The sequence below is a fragment of the Haloarchaeobius marinus genome (assembly GCF_051207415.1).
Taxonomy (GTDB): domain Archaea; phylum Halobacteriota; class Halobacteria; order Halobacteriales; family Natrialbaceae; genus Haloarchaeobius.
Genome location: NZ_JBPKGD010000003.1, coordinates 340255 through 356352 on the forward strand (window position 1 = coordinate 340255; position 16098 = coordinate 356352).

The 16098-nt window shown below is 67.7% G+C and carries 21 protein-coding genes and 1 pseudogene; 12 read left to right on the plus strand and 10 right to left on the minus strand.

Features of this window, described 5'->3' with window-relative positions; genetic code table 11:
* Positions 1-4 precede the first annotated feature (4 nt).
* Entirely contained in the window at positions 5-517 is a 513-nt protein-coding gene (locus ACSC1W_RS13685; protein WP_435348351.1) for a redoxin domain-containing protein, read from the minus strand.
* Positions 514-780: a glutathione S-transferase N-terminal domain-containing protein gene (locus ACSC1W_RS13690; protein ID WP_435348091.1), complete on the minus strand. Its 267-nt coding sequence runs from the start codon at positions 778-780 to the stop codon at positions 514-516. Before ACSC1W_RS13690 ends, ACSC1W_RS13685 begins: the two co-directional genes overlap by 4 nt.
* Positions 781-907: 127 nt before the next feature.
* Here ACSC1W_RS13690 and ACSC1W_RS13695 point away from each other — a divergent pair, with 127 nt between their 5' ends.
* Complete coding sequence (locus ACSC1W_RS13695) at positions 908-2314, plus strand: hemolysin family protein (RefSeq protein WP_435348092.1); 1407 nt, start codon at positions 908-910, stop codon at positions 2312-2314.
* 21 nt (positions 2315-2335) lie between these two features.
* Here the strand turns inward: ACSC1W_RS13695 and ACSC1W_RS13700 are convergent, their stop codons facing one another.
* The 3 genes and pseudogenes from ACSC1W_RS13700 to ACSC1W_RS13710 all read right to left on the minus strand — a co-directional run.
* A complete protein-coding gene (locus ACSC1W_RS13700; RefSeq protein WP_435348093.1) occupies positions 2336-3523 on the minus strand; it encodes an inorganic phosphate transporter in 1188 nt (395 codons plus the stop codon).
* A 164-nt stretch (positions 3524-3687) separates the two neighbouring features.
* Entirely contained in the window at positions 3688-3981 is a 294-nt protein-coding gene (locus ACSC1W_RS13705) for a DUF424 domain-containing protein (protein WP_435348094.1), read from the minus strand.
* Positions 3981-4706 (minus strand): annotated as a pseudogene (locus ACSC1W_RS13710) (tetratricopeptide repeat protein); the annotation flags it as partial. The gene ACSC1W_RS13705 and the pseudogene ACSC1W_RS13710, both read right to left, overlap by 1 nt.
* Positions 4707-4836: 130 nt before the next feature.
* Here ACSC1W_RS13710 and thpR point away from each other — a divergent pair.
* The gene (gene thpR, locus ACSC1W_RS13715) at positions 4837-5391 is read left to right on the plus strand and encodes an RNA 2',3'-cyclic phosphodiesterase (protein WP_435348095.1); all 555 of its coding nucleotides are present in this window, start codon (positions 4837-4839) and stop codon (positions 5389-5391) included.
* Here the strand turns inward: thpR and ACSC1W_RS13720 are convergent.
* Positions 5388-5999 carry a hypothetical protein gene (locus ACSC1W_RS13720; RefSeq protein ID WP_435348096.1) on the minus strand — a complete coding sequence of 204 codons (612 nt, stop codon included), beginning with the start codon at positions 5997-5999 and terminating at the stop codon, positions 5388-5390. The genes thpR and ACSC1W_RS13720 overlap by 4 nt on opposite strands.
* A gap of 121 nt (positions 6000-6120) precedes the next feature.
* Between ACSC1W_RS13720 and ACSC1W_RS13725 the strand changes: the two genes are divergently transcribed.
* Genes ACSC1W_RS13725 through ACSC1W_RS13735 form a run of 3 tightly spaced genes read left to right on the plus strand, consistent with a single transcriptional unit; the run spans position 6121 to position 7223 of the window.
* A complete protein-coding gene (locus ACSC1W_RS13725) occupies positions 6121-6273 on the plus strand; it encodes a 50S ribosomal protein L39e (RefSeq protein ID WP_261649254.1) in 153 nt (50 codons plus the stop codon).
* On the plus strand, positions 6273-6551 hold the full coding sequence (locus tag ACSC1W_RS13730) for a 50S ribosomal protein L31e (protein ID WP_435348097.1): 279 nt from the start codon (positions 6273-6275) through the stop codon (positions 6549-6551). The genes ACSC1W_RS13725 and ACSC1W_RS13730 overlap by 1 nt, the downstream gene beginning before the upstream one ends.
* 6 nt (positions 6552-6557) lie before the next feature.
* The gene (locus ACSC1W_RS13735; protein WP_435348098.1) at positions 6558-7223 is read left to right on the plus strand and encodes a translation initiation factor IF-6; all 666 of its coding nucleotides are present in this window, start codon (positions 6558-6560) and stop codon (positions 7221-7223) included.
* Positions 7224-7287: 64 nt separating this feature from the next.
* Here ACSC1W_RS13735 and ACSC1W_RS13740 read toward each other — a convergent pair whose 3' ends face one another.
* Positions 7288-7935 (minus strand): cupredoxin domain-containing protein, encoded by a 648-nt coding sequence (locus ACSC1W_RS13740; RefSeq protein ID WP_435348099.1) that lies wholly within the window; start codon positions 7933-7935, stop codon positions 7288-7290.
* Positions 7936-8304: 369 nt separating this feature from the next.
* Between ACSC1W_RS13740 and rpl18a the strand changes: the two genes are divergently transcribed.
* The 4 genes from rpl18a (at position 8305) to ACSC1W_RS13760 (ending at position 11827) form a co-directional block, all read left to right on the plus strand.
* A complete protein-coding gene (gene rpl18a / locus ACSC1W_RS13745; protein ID WP_435348100.1) occupies positions 8305-8481 on the plus strand; it encodes a 50S ribosomal protein L18Ae in 177 nt (58 codons plus the stop codon).
* Positions 8481-8939: a prefoldin subunit alpha gene (gene pfdA / locus ACSC1W_RS13750; protein ID WP_435348352.1), complete on the plus strand. Its 459-nt coding sequence runs from the start codon at positions 8481-8483 to the stop codon at positions 8937-8939. The genes rpl18a and pfdA overlap by 1 nt, the downstream gene beginning before the upstream one ends.
* A 4-nt stretch (positions 8940-8943) precedes the next feature.
* Positions 8944-10113 carry a signal recognition particle-docking protein FtsY gene (ftsY, locus tag ACSC1W_RS13755; RefSeq protein WP_435348101.1) on the plus strand — a complete coding sequence of 390 codons (1170 nt, stop codon included), beginning with the start codon at positions 8944-8946 and terminating at the stop codon, positions 10111-10113.
* A 316-nt stretch (positions 10114-10429) separates the two neighbouring features.
* A complete protein-coding gene (locus tag ACSC1W_RS13760; RefSeq protein ID WP_435348102.1) occupies positions 10430-11827 on the plus strand; it encodes a signal recognition particle protein Srp54 in 1398 nt (465 codons plus the stop codon).
* Between the two features lie 16 nt (positions 11828-11843).
* On the opposite strand, the gene ACSC1W_RS13765 is transcribed toward ACSC1W_RS13760, so the two are convergent.
* Positions 11844-12185: a hypothetical protein gene (locus ACSC1W_RS13765; RefSeq protein ID WP_435348103.1), complete on the minus strand. Its 342-nt coding sequence runs from the start codon at positions 12183-12185 to the stop codon at positions 11844-11846.
* Between the two features lie 357 nt (positions 12186-12542).
* Here ACSC1W_RS13765 and ACSC1W_RS13770 point away from each other — a divergent pair, with 357 nt between their 5' ends.
* Positions 12543-13262: a class I SAM-dependent methyltransferase gene (locus ACSC1W_RS13770; RefSeq protein WP_435348104.1), complete on the plus strand. Its 720-nt coding sequence runs from the start codon at positions 12543-12545 to the stop codon at positions 13260-13262.
* Between the two features lie 6 nt (positions 13263-13268).
* On the opposite strand, the gene surE is transcribed toward ACSC1W_RS13770, so the two are convergent.
* Together surE and ACSC1W_RS13780 are read right to left on the minus strand one after the other, a co-directional pair.
* Positions 13269-14123 (minus strand): 5'/3'-nucleotidase SurE, encoded by an 855-nt coding sequence (gene surE / locus ACSC1W_RS13775; RefSeq protein WP_435348354.1) that lies wholly within the window; start codon positions 14121-14123, stop codon positions 13269-13271.
* Positions 14124-14247: 124 nt separating this feature from the next.
* On the minus strand, positions 14248-14841 hold the full coding sequence (locus tag ACSC1W_RS13780; RefSeq protein ID WP_435348105.1) for an NUDIX domain-containing protein: 594 nt from the start codon (positions 14839-14841) through the stop codon (positions 14248-14250).
* 98 nt (positions 14842-14939) lie between these two features.
* Between ACSC1W_RS13780 and ACSC1W_RS13785 the strand changes: the two genes are divergently transcribed.
* Both ACSC1W_RS13785 and ACSC1W_RS13790 read left to right on the plus strand, forming a co-directional pair.
* Entirely contained in the window at positions 14940-15518 is a 579-nt protein-coding gene (locus tag ACSC1W_RS13785; RefSeq protein WP_435348106.1) for a magnesium transporter, read from the plus strand.
* A complete protein-coding gene (locus ACSC1W_RS13790) occupies positions 15519-16076 on the plus strand; it encodes a magnesium transporter (RefSeq protein WP_435348107.1) in 558 nt (185 codons plus the stop codon).
* The last annotated feature ends 22 nt before the right edge of the window (positions 16077-16098 follow it).

Genomic DNA, 16098 nt, shown 5'->3' on the forward strand with positions numbered 1-16098 from the left:
CCCGTCAGAGCGACGCCAGTTCGTCCTCGACCGCGTCGTAGTCCGGGAATTCGGGCCACTCCTCGGCGACCCAGGCGTACTCGACGGTCCGGTCCGGGTCGAGGAGGAACATCGCCGGTCGGAACTCGACGACGCCGGCCATCCCGTCGAGGTCGTGCTCGACGCCGTACTCCCGGGCCACGTCGGCACCGGGGTCCGAGAACAGGTCGTAGTCCATCTCGCGCTCGTGGATGAGTCGCTTGTGCGCGTAGGGGTCCGAGATAGAGAGACCGACGACCCGGACGTCGTAGCGCTCGCCCCACGCTCGGTCGCGAATCTCGTTCCAGATGTACGTCGCCGGAAACGCCCCGTCCATGGTGAAACAGACGAGCAGGACCGGACCGTCGTCGGTCAGTTCCGACAGGGAGACGTCCTCCCAGAACTCGTCGGTCACCAGCGGGCGTGTGAAGTCGGGTGCCGTCTCGCCCTCGGCGACGTGGTCCGTCTCGGGCAGGTCGACGACGTCGAAGTCCATCAGGCTACACCCCCGTCGCCGTAGGTGGCGTGAAGGTAGTCGACGATGTTCGCGCTCTCGGACATCGTCACGCCCGTGTTCTCGTCGACGATGGCGGGAACCGTCCGCTTCCCGCTGACTCGCCTGACGACGTTCCGGTCCGAGTGCATCGGTTCGACGAACCGCGACCGGTAGTCGATGTCGTACTCGTCGAGGACCCGGACGACGCGCTCGCAGAACGGACACGCCTGGAGCCTGTATAGTGTGATGTGCGGGGTGGTCGACATGGCCGCCTATAGGGACGAGGCGGCCGAAAGTCCTTCGGACGCGGCAGGGAGTGTTCGTGGAACCCGAACGACCGGTCAACAGACAAGAAAAGAGTTAATCCAAGTGACCCCCAAGGCTCACTGTCGAATGGGTTCATTGCCTAGTCTCGCGTCCGTGGAGGCCGGCGCTCTGTACACCGTCCCGGTTCTCGGTATCGAACTGTCAGAGACAGCCATCGCCATCCTCGGCGTCGCCACGATCGTCGTCCTCATCGGGCTCTCCGCGTTCTTCTCCTCGTCGGAGATAGCCATGTTCTCCCTCGCCAAGCACCGGATCGAGTCGCTTCGCGAGGAGGGTCGCCCCGGTTCGGAGACGGTCGCCGAACTGAAAGACGACCCGCACCGGTTGCTCGTGACCATCCTGGTCGGGAACAACCTCGTCAACATCGCGATGTCGTCCATCGCGACGGGACTGTTCGCCATCTACCTCGACCAGGGGATGGCCGTCGCGGTTGCGACGCTCACCATCACCGCACTCGTCCTCCTGTTCGGTGAGAGCGCGCCCAAGAGCTACGCCGTCGAGAACACCGAGTCGTGGGCGCTCCGCATCGCCAAACCGCTCAAGTGGTCGGAGTACCTGCTCCTGCCGCTCATCCTCGTCTTCGACTACCTCACCCGCGTCGTCAACAAGGTCACCGGCGGGCGCTCGGCCATCGAGACGTCCTACGTGACCCGCGACGAGATTCAGGACATGATAGAGACCGGCGAACGCGAGGGCGTCATCGAGGAGGAGGAGCGCGAGATGCTCCAGCGCATCTTCCGGTTCAACAACACCATCGCCAAGGAGGTGATGACGCCGCGACTGGACATGACCGGCGTCCCGAAGGACGCCCCCATCACCGAGGCCATCGAGACGGCCATCCAGTCGGGGCACGCCCGCATCCCCATCTACGAGGGGAGCCTCGACAACGTCATCGGCGTGGTCCACATCCGCGACCTCGTCCGCGACCTCAACTACGGCGAGACCGCCCCCGACGACATCACGCTGGAGGACCTCATCCAGCCGACGCTGCACGTCCCGGAGTCGAAGAACGTCGACGAACTGATGTCCGAGATGCGCGAGAACCGCATGCACATGGTCATCGTCATCGACGAGTTCGGGACGACCGAGGGGCTGGTGACCATGGAGGACATGATAGAGGAGATCGTCGGCGAGATACTCGAAGGCGAGGAGGAAGAGCCGATAGAGGCGCTCGACGACGACACGTTCATCGTGAAAGGCGAACTCAACATCGAGGACGTCAACGAGGCGATGGGCATCGACCTCCCGGAGGGCGAGGAGTTCGAGACCATCGCCGGGTTCATCTTCAACCGCGCCGGCCGCCTCGTCGAGGAGGGCGAGGAGATCGTCTACGACGGCATCCGAATCACCGTCGAGCAGGTCGAGAACACCCGCATCATGAAGGCGCGGCTGACGCGGGTCGACGGCGACGGGGCGGGCGAGGAACCCGACGCCTCGGGCGCCGAACCCGGAGAGGTCTCCCCCAACGAGTGACGACCGGGGGTTCGGCCGGCGCTACAGGCCCAGCGCCACCGACACGCCGAGGAACGCGACGTAGCCGAGGGTGAACGCGAGGACGAGCGACCCGGCCCACGCCAGCACCGTCTTGACCATCTTCTCGCGACTCACGCCGCCACCGCCGGCGGCGTACCCGCTCCCGATGATGGCACTGACGATTATCTCGTTGAACGAGACCGGGATGCCGAAGAAGATAGCCGTCTGTGCGATGGCGAAACTGGGGATGAGCGCCGCGATGGAGCGCCGTGGGCCCAGCGAGGAGTAGTCCTGCGAGAGCGCCTTTATCATCCGTGGCGCGCCCGTCCACGACCCGGCGAGGAGCCCCAGTCCACCCGCGACGAGCACCGCGGTCAGGGGGACGTCGAACCCCGACAGGAGCGGCGTGAGGGGGCCGACGGCGAGCCCGACCTGACTCCCGCCGGCCGAGAAGGCGACGAGACCGCCGAGGGCGAGCAGGAACCGGCGCTGTGCTGCTGCCTGGTCGCGTGCCACGTCCCAGGCGAGCGCACCGCCGGCGAGCAGTCCGACTGCGAGCGAGACGAGGACGACGCCGACGACGTGTGGCACCGGGAGCACGGGTGCCACGGTCGCGGCCACCGACGCGCTCCCGTCCGGCGGGCCGAGCAGGGCGAACTCGACGTTCGCGAGGATGACGCCCACCACGGCGGCCAGTCCCGGGACCAGCAACCCCTCCTCCAGCGCGTCGCCGCGCAGCGCACGGGCCGTCGCGTACGCGATTCCGCCGCCGACGAACGGGACGGCGACCCACAGCGTCACGATCTCGGCGTACTTCCCGTACTCCGGCGTGCCGCCCATCGCCAGGCCGACGCCGACGACGGCCCCCGTCACGGTGAACGCGGTCGCGATGGGGTAGCCGGCGAAGATGCCGACGGCCACGAGCGCCGCCGCGATGAGCAACCCGACCGTCGCGGCCGCGGCCGACAGCGTCACGCCGCCGATGAGTTCCTGCCCGACCGCCTCCGTGACGCCCTGCCCCTGTAGCACCGCCCCGGAGAAGCCGAGGATGCCGACGAAGAACCCGGCCCGCATCACGGAGATGGCGTTCGCGCCCACCGCGGGTGCGAAGGGCGTCGACCCGGACGACCCGGCGCCGATGGACCACGCCATGAACAGACTCGCCAGTCCGGCGACGACGACGGTCGCGACGGTAGCGACGCCGACCATTTGTCGGACCGTTGTCGGGCGACTATAAGTGGGTGTCGTCTACGGTGTATCGGCGGCCGGCCCAGCGAGCGCGCGAGTAGAAGTGGCAGTGGTCGCCCGGGACCGAGGACGTGTGCCGTACGCTCCCGGACCGGGCGACCGTCCGGTCTTCGAGTACGCTCGGCTTACCCGAGTCGGAGCAGTTGTGCGTGCAGGGTGTCCTCGATGGCCAGCACGCTCTCCTCGTCGATGACGCCCGCGTCGACGGCGACGCGGACGGCGCGTTCGCCGACGATGTTGGCGACGGTGGCGCGCTGGAGGCTGTCGACGACGTCGTCCTCGCCGACCTCGGCCCCGCCGTAGAACTCCTCGGTGACCGTCAACGACAGGTCGCCCTCCTCGAACGTCTCGCCGATGAGTCCGGGGTCGCAGACGGAGACGAGCAGTCCTTCCGGGGTGTCTCGCTCGTTGAGTATCATTCGACCAGCCGTTCTTCGGTTCGCTTTCGAATCTCCTCGGCCTCGGCGGCGACCTCCTCTGCCTCCTCGTCACGGCCGACCGCTTCGAGCGCCCGGGCCTTCTCCTCGAGGACGTCGGCGTTGCGCATGCCGAGCCTGATGGCGTTGTCCAGGCAGTTCAGCGCCTCCTCGGCGAGGCCACGTTCGAGCAGGAAGAAGCCCCGGTTGTACCACGCCTGCGGGAACCTGGAGTCGAGTTCGACCGCACGCTCTGCGTGCTCGAGCGCACGGGAGACGTCGCCGGACTCCCAGAGCGCGTAGGCGAGGTTGGTCTCGGCAGCGGCGGCGTGTTCGGAGTCGTCGTCGATGTGGAGTGCTTCCTGGTAGGCCCCGATGGCGGCGTCCCACTCCTCGAGTTCGGCGTGGGCGACGCCCTTGTTCACCCAGCTCTCCTGTGCGACGCGTTCGTCGTCCGCGAACCGGGCGGCGCGTTCGAACGTGTCGGCGGCCTGTTCGTGCCGGTTGATGCCCATGTAGTTCAGCCCGACGTCGACGAGTTCGTCGGCGTCCACGGCGTCGGCGTCGACGTTCTCACGGTCGAGCAGGTCCGTGAGCACGCGCGAGTCGACGGGGTCCACCTTGCTCGGGTCGACGCCGAGTTCCGGCGGGTCGAGGTCGAACTCGTCGTAGGGGTCGGAGAAGCCCTGCCCCTCCGAGAATTGATGGTCTCGCTTCTCGTCGGTCATATCCCGCGGTTGGCGGCCCGGACGGGTAAGGGTTGCGACGTCTGGACCGGTTCTGGCGGGCGGTATCGCCGCCGCGTCGCGTGGTTGAACGGAAGACAGTTTCAAGTCCTCATCGGGCATCGTCACGGGTATGCGACTGTTCGTCAGTATCGACCTCCCGCCGTCGCTCACCGACGATGTGGCGGCGCTCCAGGGTCGGTTCGACGACGCGACCGGACTGGACCCGACCGACCCGGGGTCCGTCCACGTCACGCTCAAGTTCCTCGGCGAGGTGAGCGAGGCGCGGTTGGCCGCCCTCAGCGAGGCGGTCACCGCCGGCGTCGAACGGGCGGACGTCGGCCCCTTCGACGCGACGTTCGGCGGGTTGGGCGTGTTCCCCTCCCTGGACTACATCAACGTCCTCTGGCTGGGCGTCAGGGACGGCGCCGAGAAGATGACGGCCCTCCACGAGGGCATCGAGGCCGAGACGACGGCCATCGGCTTCTCGCCGGAGGACCACGAGTTCACGCCGCACGTGACCCTCGCCCGGATGCGTCACGCCGGCGGGAAGGAGGCCGTCCAGGAGCGCGTCCAGGAGGAGGACCCGACGGTCGGGTCGATGCGCGTCGACGAGGTCCGACTCACCGAGAGCACGTTGACCGACGACGGGCCGGCGTACGAGACGGTCGAACGCTTCCCACTCTAGTCCGCGTCGTCGCCACTGCGCCACCGGGCGAGTCCGAGCACGCCGGCGAGCGCGGCGACCGCACCGGCCAGGCGGAAGCCCGGTATCGGTCCGGAACCCGGGTCCGCCGGTTGGGCCGTCTCGGCGCCGTACGGGGCGAACTCGTCCGAGATGGCCTCGGCCTCGACGCCGACGTACCCGTCCGAGCAGGGCTCTGCGTTGCTGACGATGAACACGGACCCGGGCGGGAGGCGCTCGTCCCTGGCGTGGGTCAGTATCTGGCGCTCGTACCCCTGGGGGTCCTGCCTGAGACGGTCGACGACGATGCCCTCGTACGTCCGCGTCTCGTCCGGCGAGAACTCCACCACGTTACATCCCTCGACGGCAGACGGGTCTATCTCCCTGTCCGCCTCCCGGACGAGGTCGGCCAGGACGACGTAGTGGCTGTTCGACTCGATCTCGACGCCGGCGACGTCCTCGAAGACCAGCTGCCGCCTGAGCAGGTTCTGGGCGGCAACGGGGGCCGCGGTCGTGGCTCCGGTCACGGCCGTTCCGGCGACGACGGTCCCACCGGCACGCCTGAGGAACTGCCGGCGCGTCCGCGCCGGGCCGTTGCTGGCGTCGTTCATGGCGTCACGGACGTACGGTCTCGAACGGGTAGGCCGTGATGCCAAACCACCTAGTACGGGTCGAGGGCGACGGCTCGAAAAGAACAACACTATAAACGCGGACGGGGTATCTCCGGCCACTATGGGTAAGAAATCGAAGGCGAAGAAAAAGCGCCTCGCAAAGCTCGAGCGCCAGAACAGCCGGGTGCCCGCCTGGGTCATGCTCAAGACCGACATGGAGGTCCAGCGCAACTACAAGCGCCGAAACTGGCGGCGTAACGACACCGACGAATAATGAGCTCCAGCGACTTCGAAGAGCGCGTCATCACCGTGCCGCTCCGCGACGTGAAGGCGGAGGCGAAGCACAAGCGCGCCGACAAGGCGATGTCCCTCATCCGGGGGCACCTCGCACAGCACTTCAGCGTCGACGAGGACGCCGTCCGACTCGACCCCTCGATAAACGAGACGGTCTGGTCGCGTGGCCGCAAGAAGCCGCCGAGCAAGCTCCGCGTCCGTGCCGCCCGCTTCGACGAAGAGGGCGAGGCCGTCGTGGAAGCCGAACACGCGGAGTAAGGTAGCGTGCTTCGGACCGCGTTCACCGGATCGCCGTACGTCGGCGTGTTCGCGCGGGCCACCGACCACTGTCTCCTGTGTCGCCCCGACCTCGACGAGTCGATGCAGGAGCGACTGGGCGAGGAACTCTCGGTTCCGGTCGTCGCCACGAACGTCGCCGGGTCGTCGACCGTCGGTGCGCTGGTCGCCGGGAACTCGAACGGACTCGTCGTCACCAGTCGCATCCGCGACCCGGAGCGCGACCGCATCGAATCGGCCATCGACGGGCCAGTCGGGGAACTCCCCGGCCGACGCAACGCCGCGGGGAACATCATCCTCGCCAACGACACCGGCGCCTACGTCCACCCTGAACTCTCGGACGATGGCGTCGCCGTCGTCGAGGAGACCCTGGACGTGCCCGTCGAACGGGGCGACCTCGCGGGCGTCCGGACCGTCGGGACGGCCGCCGTCGCCAACAACGAGGGCGTCCTGTGTCACCCGAAGTCGACCGACGCCGAACTCGACTTCCTCGAGGACCTGCTCGGCGTGCCGGCCGACGTGGGCACGGTCAACTACGGCGCGCCGCTGGTCGGGTCCGGCCTCGTCGCCAACGACTTCGGCTACGTGGCGGGCGAGGACACGACCGGTCCGGAACTCGGGCGCATCGAGGACGCACTCGGACTCATCGACTGATTCTCGGCCTTCTCCCTGGTCGGACGACGGCAGGGGTCACCGCCGTCGGACCGGCCGTGGTCTCTCAATCGAGTATCTCGATAGTGCCACGCATCGACTCGGGGTGGTACTCGCAGTAGTACTCGGCCATCGACCCGGCGGCGGTGACCGTCGCCTGGACGGTCGCACCCTGCTCCTCGGCGGCGTCGGTCTTCGCGAGGGCCTCGTCGTCCTGGTCGACGAGGACCAGTTCGTGTTCGACGCCGTCGAGGTTCTCCCAGACGAGTTCGTACTCCTCCCCCGCACGGAGTCGGAGCGTCGGGTTCTGGGCGTCGCCGATGGACGACGGTTCCTGGCCGACCCAGGCGTCGGTCTGTGCGCCGAGCTGGATGGGCGACGAGAGGGCGTCACCCGTACCGGTCGTCGTATCGGTCTGGTCGTCCGTACTGGTCGACTCGTCGTCGGTTGCGGTCTGTCCGTCGGTCGTCTCGCCGGTCGTCGTCTCGTCGGTCTCCTCGGTCGTGCCGCCGAGTTCGTCGGTCGTCGACTCGCCCATCGGGTCGGTCGACGTGCCGCCGACCGGGTCGTCGGCCGTACCGTTCGTGCCGGTCTCGCTCGGCCCGGTACAGCCGGCGAGGGCGGCGATGCCGAGTGCACCGGTGGCCAGCAACACGCCTCGTCTCGTTCGGCCGTCGTCGCGGGACGTTTCGTCGGGGACCTGTTTCGAAGTCATCGCACTCCGAGCCAGGGGGCTACGGAGGATAGTTATAGTGCAGTTATGTGGTCTCGAAATGAGCGTATCCGAACCCTTTCGTAGGCATCGGACCGACCCACCCGTAGTTCCACGATACACGTAGATGACACGACCCGCGTTCCCGGGGGGTCGTCGCCGGGAACACTACTGTCGTCGTGTCTCACGGACCGAGGCGACGACGGGCGGTTCGGCCCCGCAGCTAGCCGGGTCCCGCCGGTCCGGGGCACGTTCCGCCCGTACTCCGTCACCGACGGCCCGTCCCGAACCGTCTTCCTCGCGGCCGAGCACCGTCGCCCCGGCCTCGGTAGAAAGGAAGCATTCTTCCATCTCCCTCTCGGAGTACCTGTCATGAGTGAGTTTACTGTCCGCGGATCGTTCAAGTCCCGAGGAGGGCAACAGAGCTTCGAGACGACGATAGAAGCTCCCAACGAGGACGTCGCGCGCGAGCGGACGTTCGCGACCTTCGGTAGCAAGCACAACGTCAAGCGCACCCAGATGGAGGTCACGGAGGTCGAGGCACGATGATGGGTGGTGGCGGCGGTCAGATGCAGCAACTGCAGCAGGAGATGCAGGCCATCCAGGCCGAGATCGAGGAACTCGAGGGCGAGATCGAAGACCTGCGCGACGAGAAGTCAGAGGCCGACGAGGCCATCGAGGCGCTCGAGACGCTCGAGACCGGGTCGACGGTGCAGGTTCCCCTCGGCGGCGACGCGTACGTCCGGGCCACGGTCGAGGACATCGACGAGGTAATCGTCGGACTCGGCGGCGGCTACGCCGCAGAGCAGGACCACGAGAGCGCCATCGGTACCCTGGAGAACAAGAAGGACGCCCTCGACGACCGCATCGGCGAGGTCCAGGACGAGATAGCCGAACTCGAGCGCGAGAACGACCAGCTCGAACAGCAGGCCCAGCAAGCCCAGCAACAGCAGCTCCAGCAGCAGATGCAGCAGATGGAGGCCGAGGAGGAAGACGCGGACGAGTAGACCGATGTTCGACAGCCTGAAGGACAAGTTCGGTAGCTTCCGCGAGGACGTCGAGGAGACGGCCGAAGAGAAGGCCGCAGCCGAGTCGGAAGGTGACGGCGACGTTCCCGAGGGCGAGGTGGCCGAGGAGGCCGAACCCGTCTCGACCGAGGAGACGGCCGCAGAACCGGACGAGGAGGCCGAACCCGTCTCGACCGAGGCCGAAGCAGAGGCAGACCGTGCCGAGACGGGCGAACCGGACGAACCCGAGGCGGCAGCCGACGAGGAGGGCGAACCCGAGACCGGGTTCGGTGCGAAGATGAAGGCGGCCGCGACGGGCAGGTTCGTCATCGAGGAGGGAGACCTCGACGAACCGCTCTGGGAGCTGAAAATAGCGTTGCTGGAGTCCGACGTGGAGATGAGCGTCGCCGAGGAGATTCTCGACCGCGTCGAGGAGAAACTCGTCGGCGAGCGCCGCAAGTTCACGGAGTCGGCCGGGTCCATCGTCGAGGACGCGCTACGCGAGGCGCTGCTCGAAGTCATCTCGGTCGGGCAGTTCGACTTCGACCAGCGCGTCGCCGAGGCCGACAAACCCCTCGTCGTCATCTTCACGGGCGTCAACGGCGTCGGGAAGACGACGACCATCGCGAAGTTCGCCGCGTACCTCGAAGCGCGCGGGTACTCCTCCGTGCTGGCCAACGGTGACACCTACCGCGCCGGCGCGAACGAGCAGATACGCGAGCACGCCGAAGCGCTCGGCAAGAAGCTCATCGCCCACCAGCAGGGCGGCGACCCGGCGGCCGTCATCTACGACGCCGTCGAGTACGCCGAGGCGAACGACGTGGACGTGGTGCTCGGCGACACGGCCGGCAGACTCCACACGGACGAGGGGTTGATGGACCAGCTGGAGAAGATCGGGCGGGTCGTCGGACCGGACATGACGCTGTTCGTCGACGAGGCCGTCGCCGGGCAGGACGCCGTCAAGCGAGCCAAGCAGTTCGACGACGCCGCAGAGATCGACGGCGCCATCCTGACGAAGGCGGACGCCGACTCGAACGGCGGTGCGGCCATCTCGGTCGCGCACGTGACGGGGAAGCCGATCCTCTTCCTCGGCGTCGGACAGGGGTACGACGACCTCGAACGGTTCGACCCCGAGGTGATGGTCGACCGGTTGCTCGGGGCCGACGACGAGTGACAGCGGGGCGATTCGACCCCTTCGTTTCCACTGGAGATTGTATCTCTACTGGAGGGGGATACGTGCCGGGCGAGTCCGGTATCTCGCAGACACGAGGGTGACCGAAAACGGTCGCCAGGGTGTGTCGTCGCCTGTGGCGACGGAAGTGGTTGGATGGGATGACAGACCTGTGGCGACCGACTGCGAACGCAACTTCCACGTCCACCGGTAAAAACGGTCCCAGAAGTCAGTTTCAGTAGTCAAATCGAGACGTTGCTCGCGGTTCCGAGCGTCGCAGAAAAAGGCTTTAACGCCCGAGTCTCGTAGAACCCTGCAAATGGTACTCGACGACTTGGGCAGTTCTCTGCGGGGCACCCTCGACAAACTCCGTGGGAAGTCGCGAATCTCGGAGGAGGACGTCGAGGAGGTCGTCAAGGAGATACAGCGCTCGCTGTTGCAGGCCGACGTGGACGTCTCTCTCGTGATGGAACTGTCGGACAACATCAAACAGCGCGCGCTCGAAGAGGAACCGCCGAAAGGGACGCCAGCGCGTGACTTCGTCCTCCGCATCGTCTACGAGGAACTCGTCGACCTCATCGGGGAGTCGACGGAACTCCCGCTCGAAGAACAGACCATCATGCTCGCCGGGTTGCAGGGGTCGGGTAAGACCACCTCCGCCGCGAAGATGGCGTGGTGGTTCTCGAAGAAGGGACTGCGACCGGCGGTCATCCAGACCGACACCTTCCGGCCGGGCGCGTACGACCAGGCCAAGCAGATGTGCGAACGCGCCGAGGTCGAGTTCTACGGCGACCCGGACAACGACGACCCGGTCGACATCGCCCGGAAGGGCCTCGAAGCGACGAAGGACGCCGACGTCCACATCGTCGACACTGCGGGTCGACACGCACTGGAGGCCGACCTCATCGACGAGATCGAGGACATCGAGAGCGTCGTCCAGCCCGACATCTCGCTGCTGGTGCTCGACGCGGCCATCGGTCAGGGCGCGAAGGAGCAGGCCCAGCAGTTCGACGAGTCCGTCGGCATCGGCGGGGTCGTCATCACCAAACTCGACGGGACGGCGAAGGGTGGCGGCGCGCTGACCGCCGTCAACGAGACGGACTCGTCCATCGCCTTCCTCGGCATCGGCGAGGAGGTCCAGGACATCGAGCGCTTCGAACCGGAGGGGTTCATCTCCCGGTTGCTCGGCATGGGGGACCTCGGGTCGCTCGTCGAACGCGTCGAGCGTGCGATGGAGGAGACCCAGGAGGAGGACGAGGACTGGGACCCCGAGGACATGCTGAAGGGCAACTTCACCCTGAAGGACATGAAGAAGCAGATGGACGCGATGAACCGGATGGGGCCCCTCGACCAGGTGATGGACATGATACCGGGGTTCGGCGGCGGTATCAAGGACCAGTTGCCCGACGACGCGATGGACGTGACCCAGGAGCGCATGCGTAGCTTCGAGGTCATCATGGACTCGATGACCGACGCCGAGATGGAGAACCCGCGGTCGGTCGGCCAGTCACAGGTCGAACGCATCTCCCGCGGGTCGGGGCAACCCGAGGAGAAGGTCCGCGAACTGCTCCAGCAGCACAAGATGATGGAGCAGACCCTGAAGCAGTTCCAGGGTGGCATGGACGGCGACATGCAGCGCATGATGAAGAAGATGCAACAGGGCGGCGGCGGTGGCGGCATGGGCGGCCTCGGTGGCGGCGGCGGTCCGTTCGGGTAGTCGCGGTCGGCCTCTTTCAGTCGTCGTAGTACGTTCCGACGTCGACGCCACCAGGTCTTACGTGGACGTACAGCGTCGGGCCATCGCCGGTCCAGTCGACCGTCCGTCGGGTGTCGTAGACCTCGACCGCGACCTCGGTCCGTTCCTCGTCGGGCAACAGGTCCCGCCACGACACGGACCCGTTCGCCGGGACCGGGAACCGTTCCTCGACCCCGTCCCACGCGACGCGGACGTTCGTGGCGCTGTCGGTTCGATTGGTCGCCTCGAAGTCGTGGTACTCGCCGCCGACCGAACAGCCAGCGAGCGAGGTGACTGTAGCCGTGGTTACCGCGTGGAGGACGCGACGACGACCGGGCACGTCGGGAGACTCTCCGCGGAGCGACAAGTGTCTTCGGTGCCGACGGCTGGCTCTCTGTCGCGAGAACGAGGTGGTGCTTCCGCCGTCTTCAGTCGTCGCCCGGCACGCCGGTGGTCGGGCCACCGGACCGGGTATCCCCGGCAGTCCACGACTGGTGGGCCATCAGCAGCATCGCGACGACGAGGAAGGTCCACACGTACACCGGAGGACCCGTCGCTGTCCGGGCAGGGACAGCCACGCGTCGCCGAAGCACTGACGGCCGGGTCGTCCTCGCCACAGGCGACCGGCCCACGAGATGTGAGATGGTACCACCTTTCATTACACTGTTATTACAATTGCGCCACGTTACCTAGGGGTGTGGTAGCAGACGCACTCGGAACGGCGATGCTCGACTACCAGCGAGACGAACTCGGCGAGTGCCGGTACGTCGACGGCGAGGAGACACAGGACGGCCACATCCACGAGAACTACTTCACCCCGAGAGAGGAGTGGGACCAGGCGTCCATCGACCGGCACAGGTCACTCCCGGACCCGATCCTCGACGTGGGGTGCGGGGCAGGCCAGCACCTCTGCTTCTTCCAGGACCTGGGGAAGGAGGCCGTCGGCATCGACGTCAGCCCCGGCGCGGTGCAGGCTGCCCGCGAACGCGGGGCCGAGGACGTCAGGGTCGGCGACATGTTCGAACTCCGGTCGGACGTCGAGCGCGACGCGTTCCGGACGGTCCTGCTCAACGGCACGCAACTCGGTCTGGCGCACTCGTTCGCCGGCGTGCGGTCGTTGCTCTCGGACCTCGCCCACGTCACGGACGAGGACGGCGTCGCCGCCGTCGACAACTACGACGCGACCGAGGTCGACGAGGAACTGTTCGGCTACCGGCCGGACCCCCGCGACGGCGTCGCCCACCGGACGTTCCACTTCGAGTACGAGCCACGCGACGGCGAGCGAATCCAGGGGCGGGCGCTGCACTTCCTGTTGTTCTCGCCCGACCGGTTGCGCGACGTCTGCGTCGGGACGCCGTGGTCGGTCTCTGCGGTCCACCACCGCGGCGTCTACTACAAGGCGCACCTGGAGAAGTAGGTCAGGTCAGGTCATGTTGCGCTGGTCGACGATGGCGTCGAGTTTCTCGTGGTGGGCCGCCTCCCGGGGTGCCGAGAGCGGGGAGACGCTGACCTCGCCGTCGACGACGGCGCGACGGTCGCTGCCGACGGGGTACCGGTCCCGCACGTCGTCGATGTCGACCATGGGGTTCTCGTAGCCCTCGACGTGGGGCCAGAACTTGTCCCGGAGCGCGATGAGTTCACCGTCGTCCCCGACCGGGACTGGCAGGTCCTCGTCGTCGGGGTCGACCTGGGTGTGTTCGACGCGCACGTCGAAGTCGTCGTGCGGGTGGGTGACCCGGAGTCTCGGGTCGGTGGCGTCGACGGGCGCGTTGACGTTGACGATGTCGACGGAGTCGAACACGTCGGCGTCAAGGCAGTCCTCGGTCAGTTCGCGTGCGATGCGGGCGGGCGCGGAGAAGTCGAACTCCTCGGGCGGCCTGAGGAAGAACTCGACGTTGTGGTAGGCAGAGACGGCGACCGCGGGCGTACCGAGGAAGGCGGCCTCCATGGCCGCGCCGACGGTCCCCGAGCGACCGAGGACGTACGCGCCCATGTTCGGTCCGTGGTTACAACCGGAGACGACGAGGTCGAACTCCCGGTCGAGGCCGCGAAGCCCGTAGGCCACGCAGTCGGCCGGCGTGCCGGCGATGGCGTAGCCCCAGTCGTGGACGGTGCGCGTGTTGTACGTCGTCCGTTTGCGGCCGACGCCGGACTGGTTGTCGGCGGGGGCGACGACGGTGACGTCGCCGAGTTCGGTGAGTTCGCGCCGCAGGGCGGCGAGACCGTCGCCGTCGATGCCGTCGTCGTTCGTCAGGAGGATGTCGAGGTCACGCACGATACCGCCGGCTTCGCCCTCGGGGGAGTAAACCTTCCGGGAAGCGGGCCGACGTGGCCGACGTCGAGAACCGCCGTCGTCCGTCCCCGACCGGCGCACCGTAGCCTGGCCGTTACACGGTGACCCGTCACCCGAGGTGGTCGCGGATGCGCTCCCGGTCGGTCAGGCCATCGGGGAGTTCGTCCGGGGCGAACCAGTCCACGTCGGTTATCTCGGGCTCACCGCTGGGGACGCGATGGGAGGGTGTGGCGCGTCGCCCGCCGACCCGCCGCCCGGTGAAGACCACCAGCGGGACCCGGACGAGTTCGTCGTGGCCGTAGTCGATGGCGAAGTCGCGGTGGTAGAAGACGCCGGTTATCTCGGCCTCGATGTTCGTCTCCTCGTAGGTCTCCCGGACCGCGGTCTCGGCCAGCGTCTCGCCGGGGTCCTGTGCCCCGCCGGGGGTCATCCAGCCGTCCTTGTACCCGATCTCGGTGCAGAGCACCCGGCCGTCGTCGACCACGACCATGCCCGCCGAACCGGCGAGCCTGTCGAGTTGTTCGTCGACCGACCGGGGGAACGCCTGTGGCTGGTAGTGCGCCGGTTCCGTGACGAGTGGGTCCCGTTCCGGCGCCGTCTCGAACCCCTCGCAGGCGTCCCGGCGCATCCCCCGTGCGCGCTCCCGGAGCGTGTCGGCGATCACACGTCTGTCGTCGCGCTCCGGGGGCCCGTCAGCGTCCATGTCCGACGGTTCGCACGCCGCGACAAAAATCCTCGCCCGGGCCGGCGACCGTGGCCGGTGCGCCTGTCTTTTTACGGACGGCCTGCGATTCGACGGACATGAGCGTCCGGGACGTCGCGGTCGAAGCCTACCGGGAGGCCCTGCCCGCGCTGGCAGCCAGCGTCGTGGGCGGACTGTTCGCCGGCGTCGTCCTCGGCGGGATGCGGTCGGAACTCCAGCAGGTGCCGGGGCTGCTCGTCCTCGTGCCCGCGCTGCTGGCGACGCGGGGGAACGTCTACGGGTCCCTCGGCGCGCGACTCGCGACCGGACTCCACCAGGGGTTGCTCGAACCGCGGGTCGACGTGGGGAACGAACGACTCCGGGGTGCGGTCGCGGCCGCCATCGCGAACGGCCTCTTCGTCAGCGTGTTCGCCGCCGTCGCGGTGTACGTCCTGCTCGGCCTGCTGTCGCGCGACCCCGCGAGTCTCGCGACGCTGGTCGCCATCTCCGGGCTGGCCGGCGTGTTCTCCGGCATCGCGCTGTCGGTCGCGGTCGTCTCCGTCGTCTTCGCCGGCTTCCGGCGCGGGCAGAACCCGGACACGCTCGTCGGCCCGGTCGTCACGACCACCGGCGACGTGTTCGGGATGGCGTTCCTCCTGCTCGCGTCGCGAATCGTCCTCGGAATCGGGGGGATGTAGGTGCCCGAACAGTGGACCGTCCGCGACATCTCGCGAGCGATGCTCCCGCTGTTGCTGGCCCTCTCCGTCGTCGAACTCGGCTCGGGGCTGGTGCTGGGGAGCTTCGAGTCGGTGTTGCTGGAACGGCCGTCGCTGCTCGTACTGGTACCGGTGACCATCGGGACGGCCGGCAACCTCGGGTCCATCCTCGCGGCACGGCTCTCGACGGCGGTCCACCTGGGGACGGTCACGTTCTCCCCCGAGGACGACACGCTCGTCGGCAACGCGCTGGCGACGGGCGCGCTCGCCATCTCGGTGTTCCCGCTCGTCGGTGCCGCCGCGTGGGGGCTGACCGAACTGACCGTCGGCGCGTCGCTCGCGCCCGTCGACGTGGTCCTCGTGGCGGCGTACTCCGGCGCCGCCCTCGCCGTTCTGGCCATCGCGGTGACGCTCGCGACGACCTACGCCGCCTACCGCCTCGGCCTGGACCCCGACGACGTGGTCATCCCGGTGGTCACGAACACCTGCGACGTACTCGGCGTGCTGGTGCTGTTCGGCGTCGTCACGGTGCTCCTGTAGGCCAGAAGTGTCAAGTGACGGG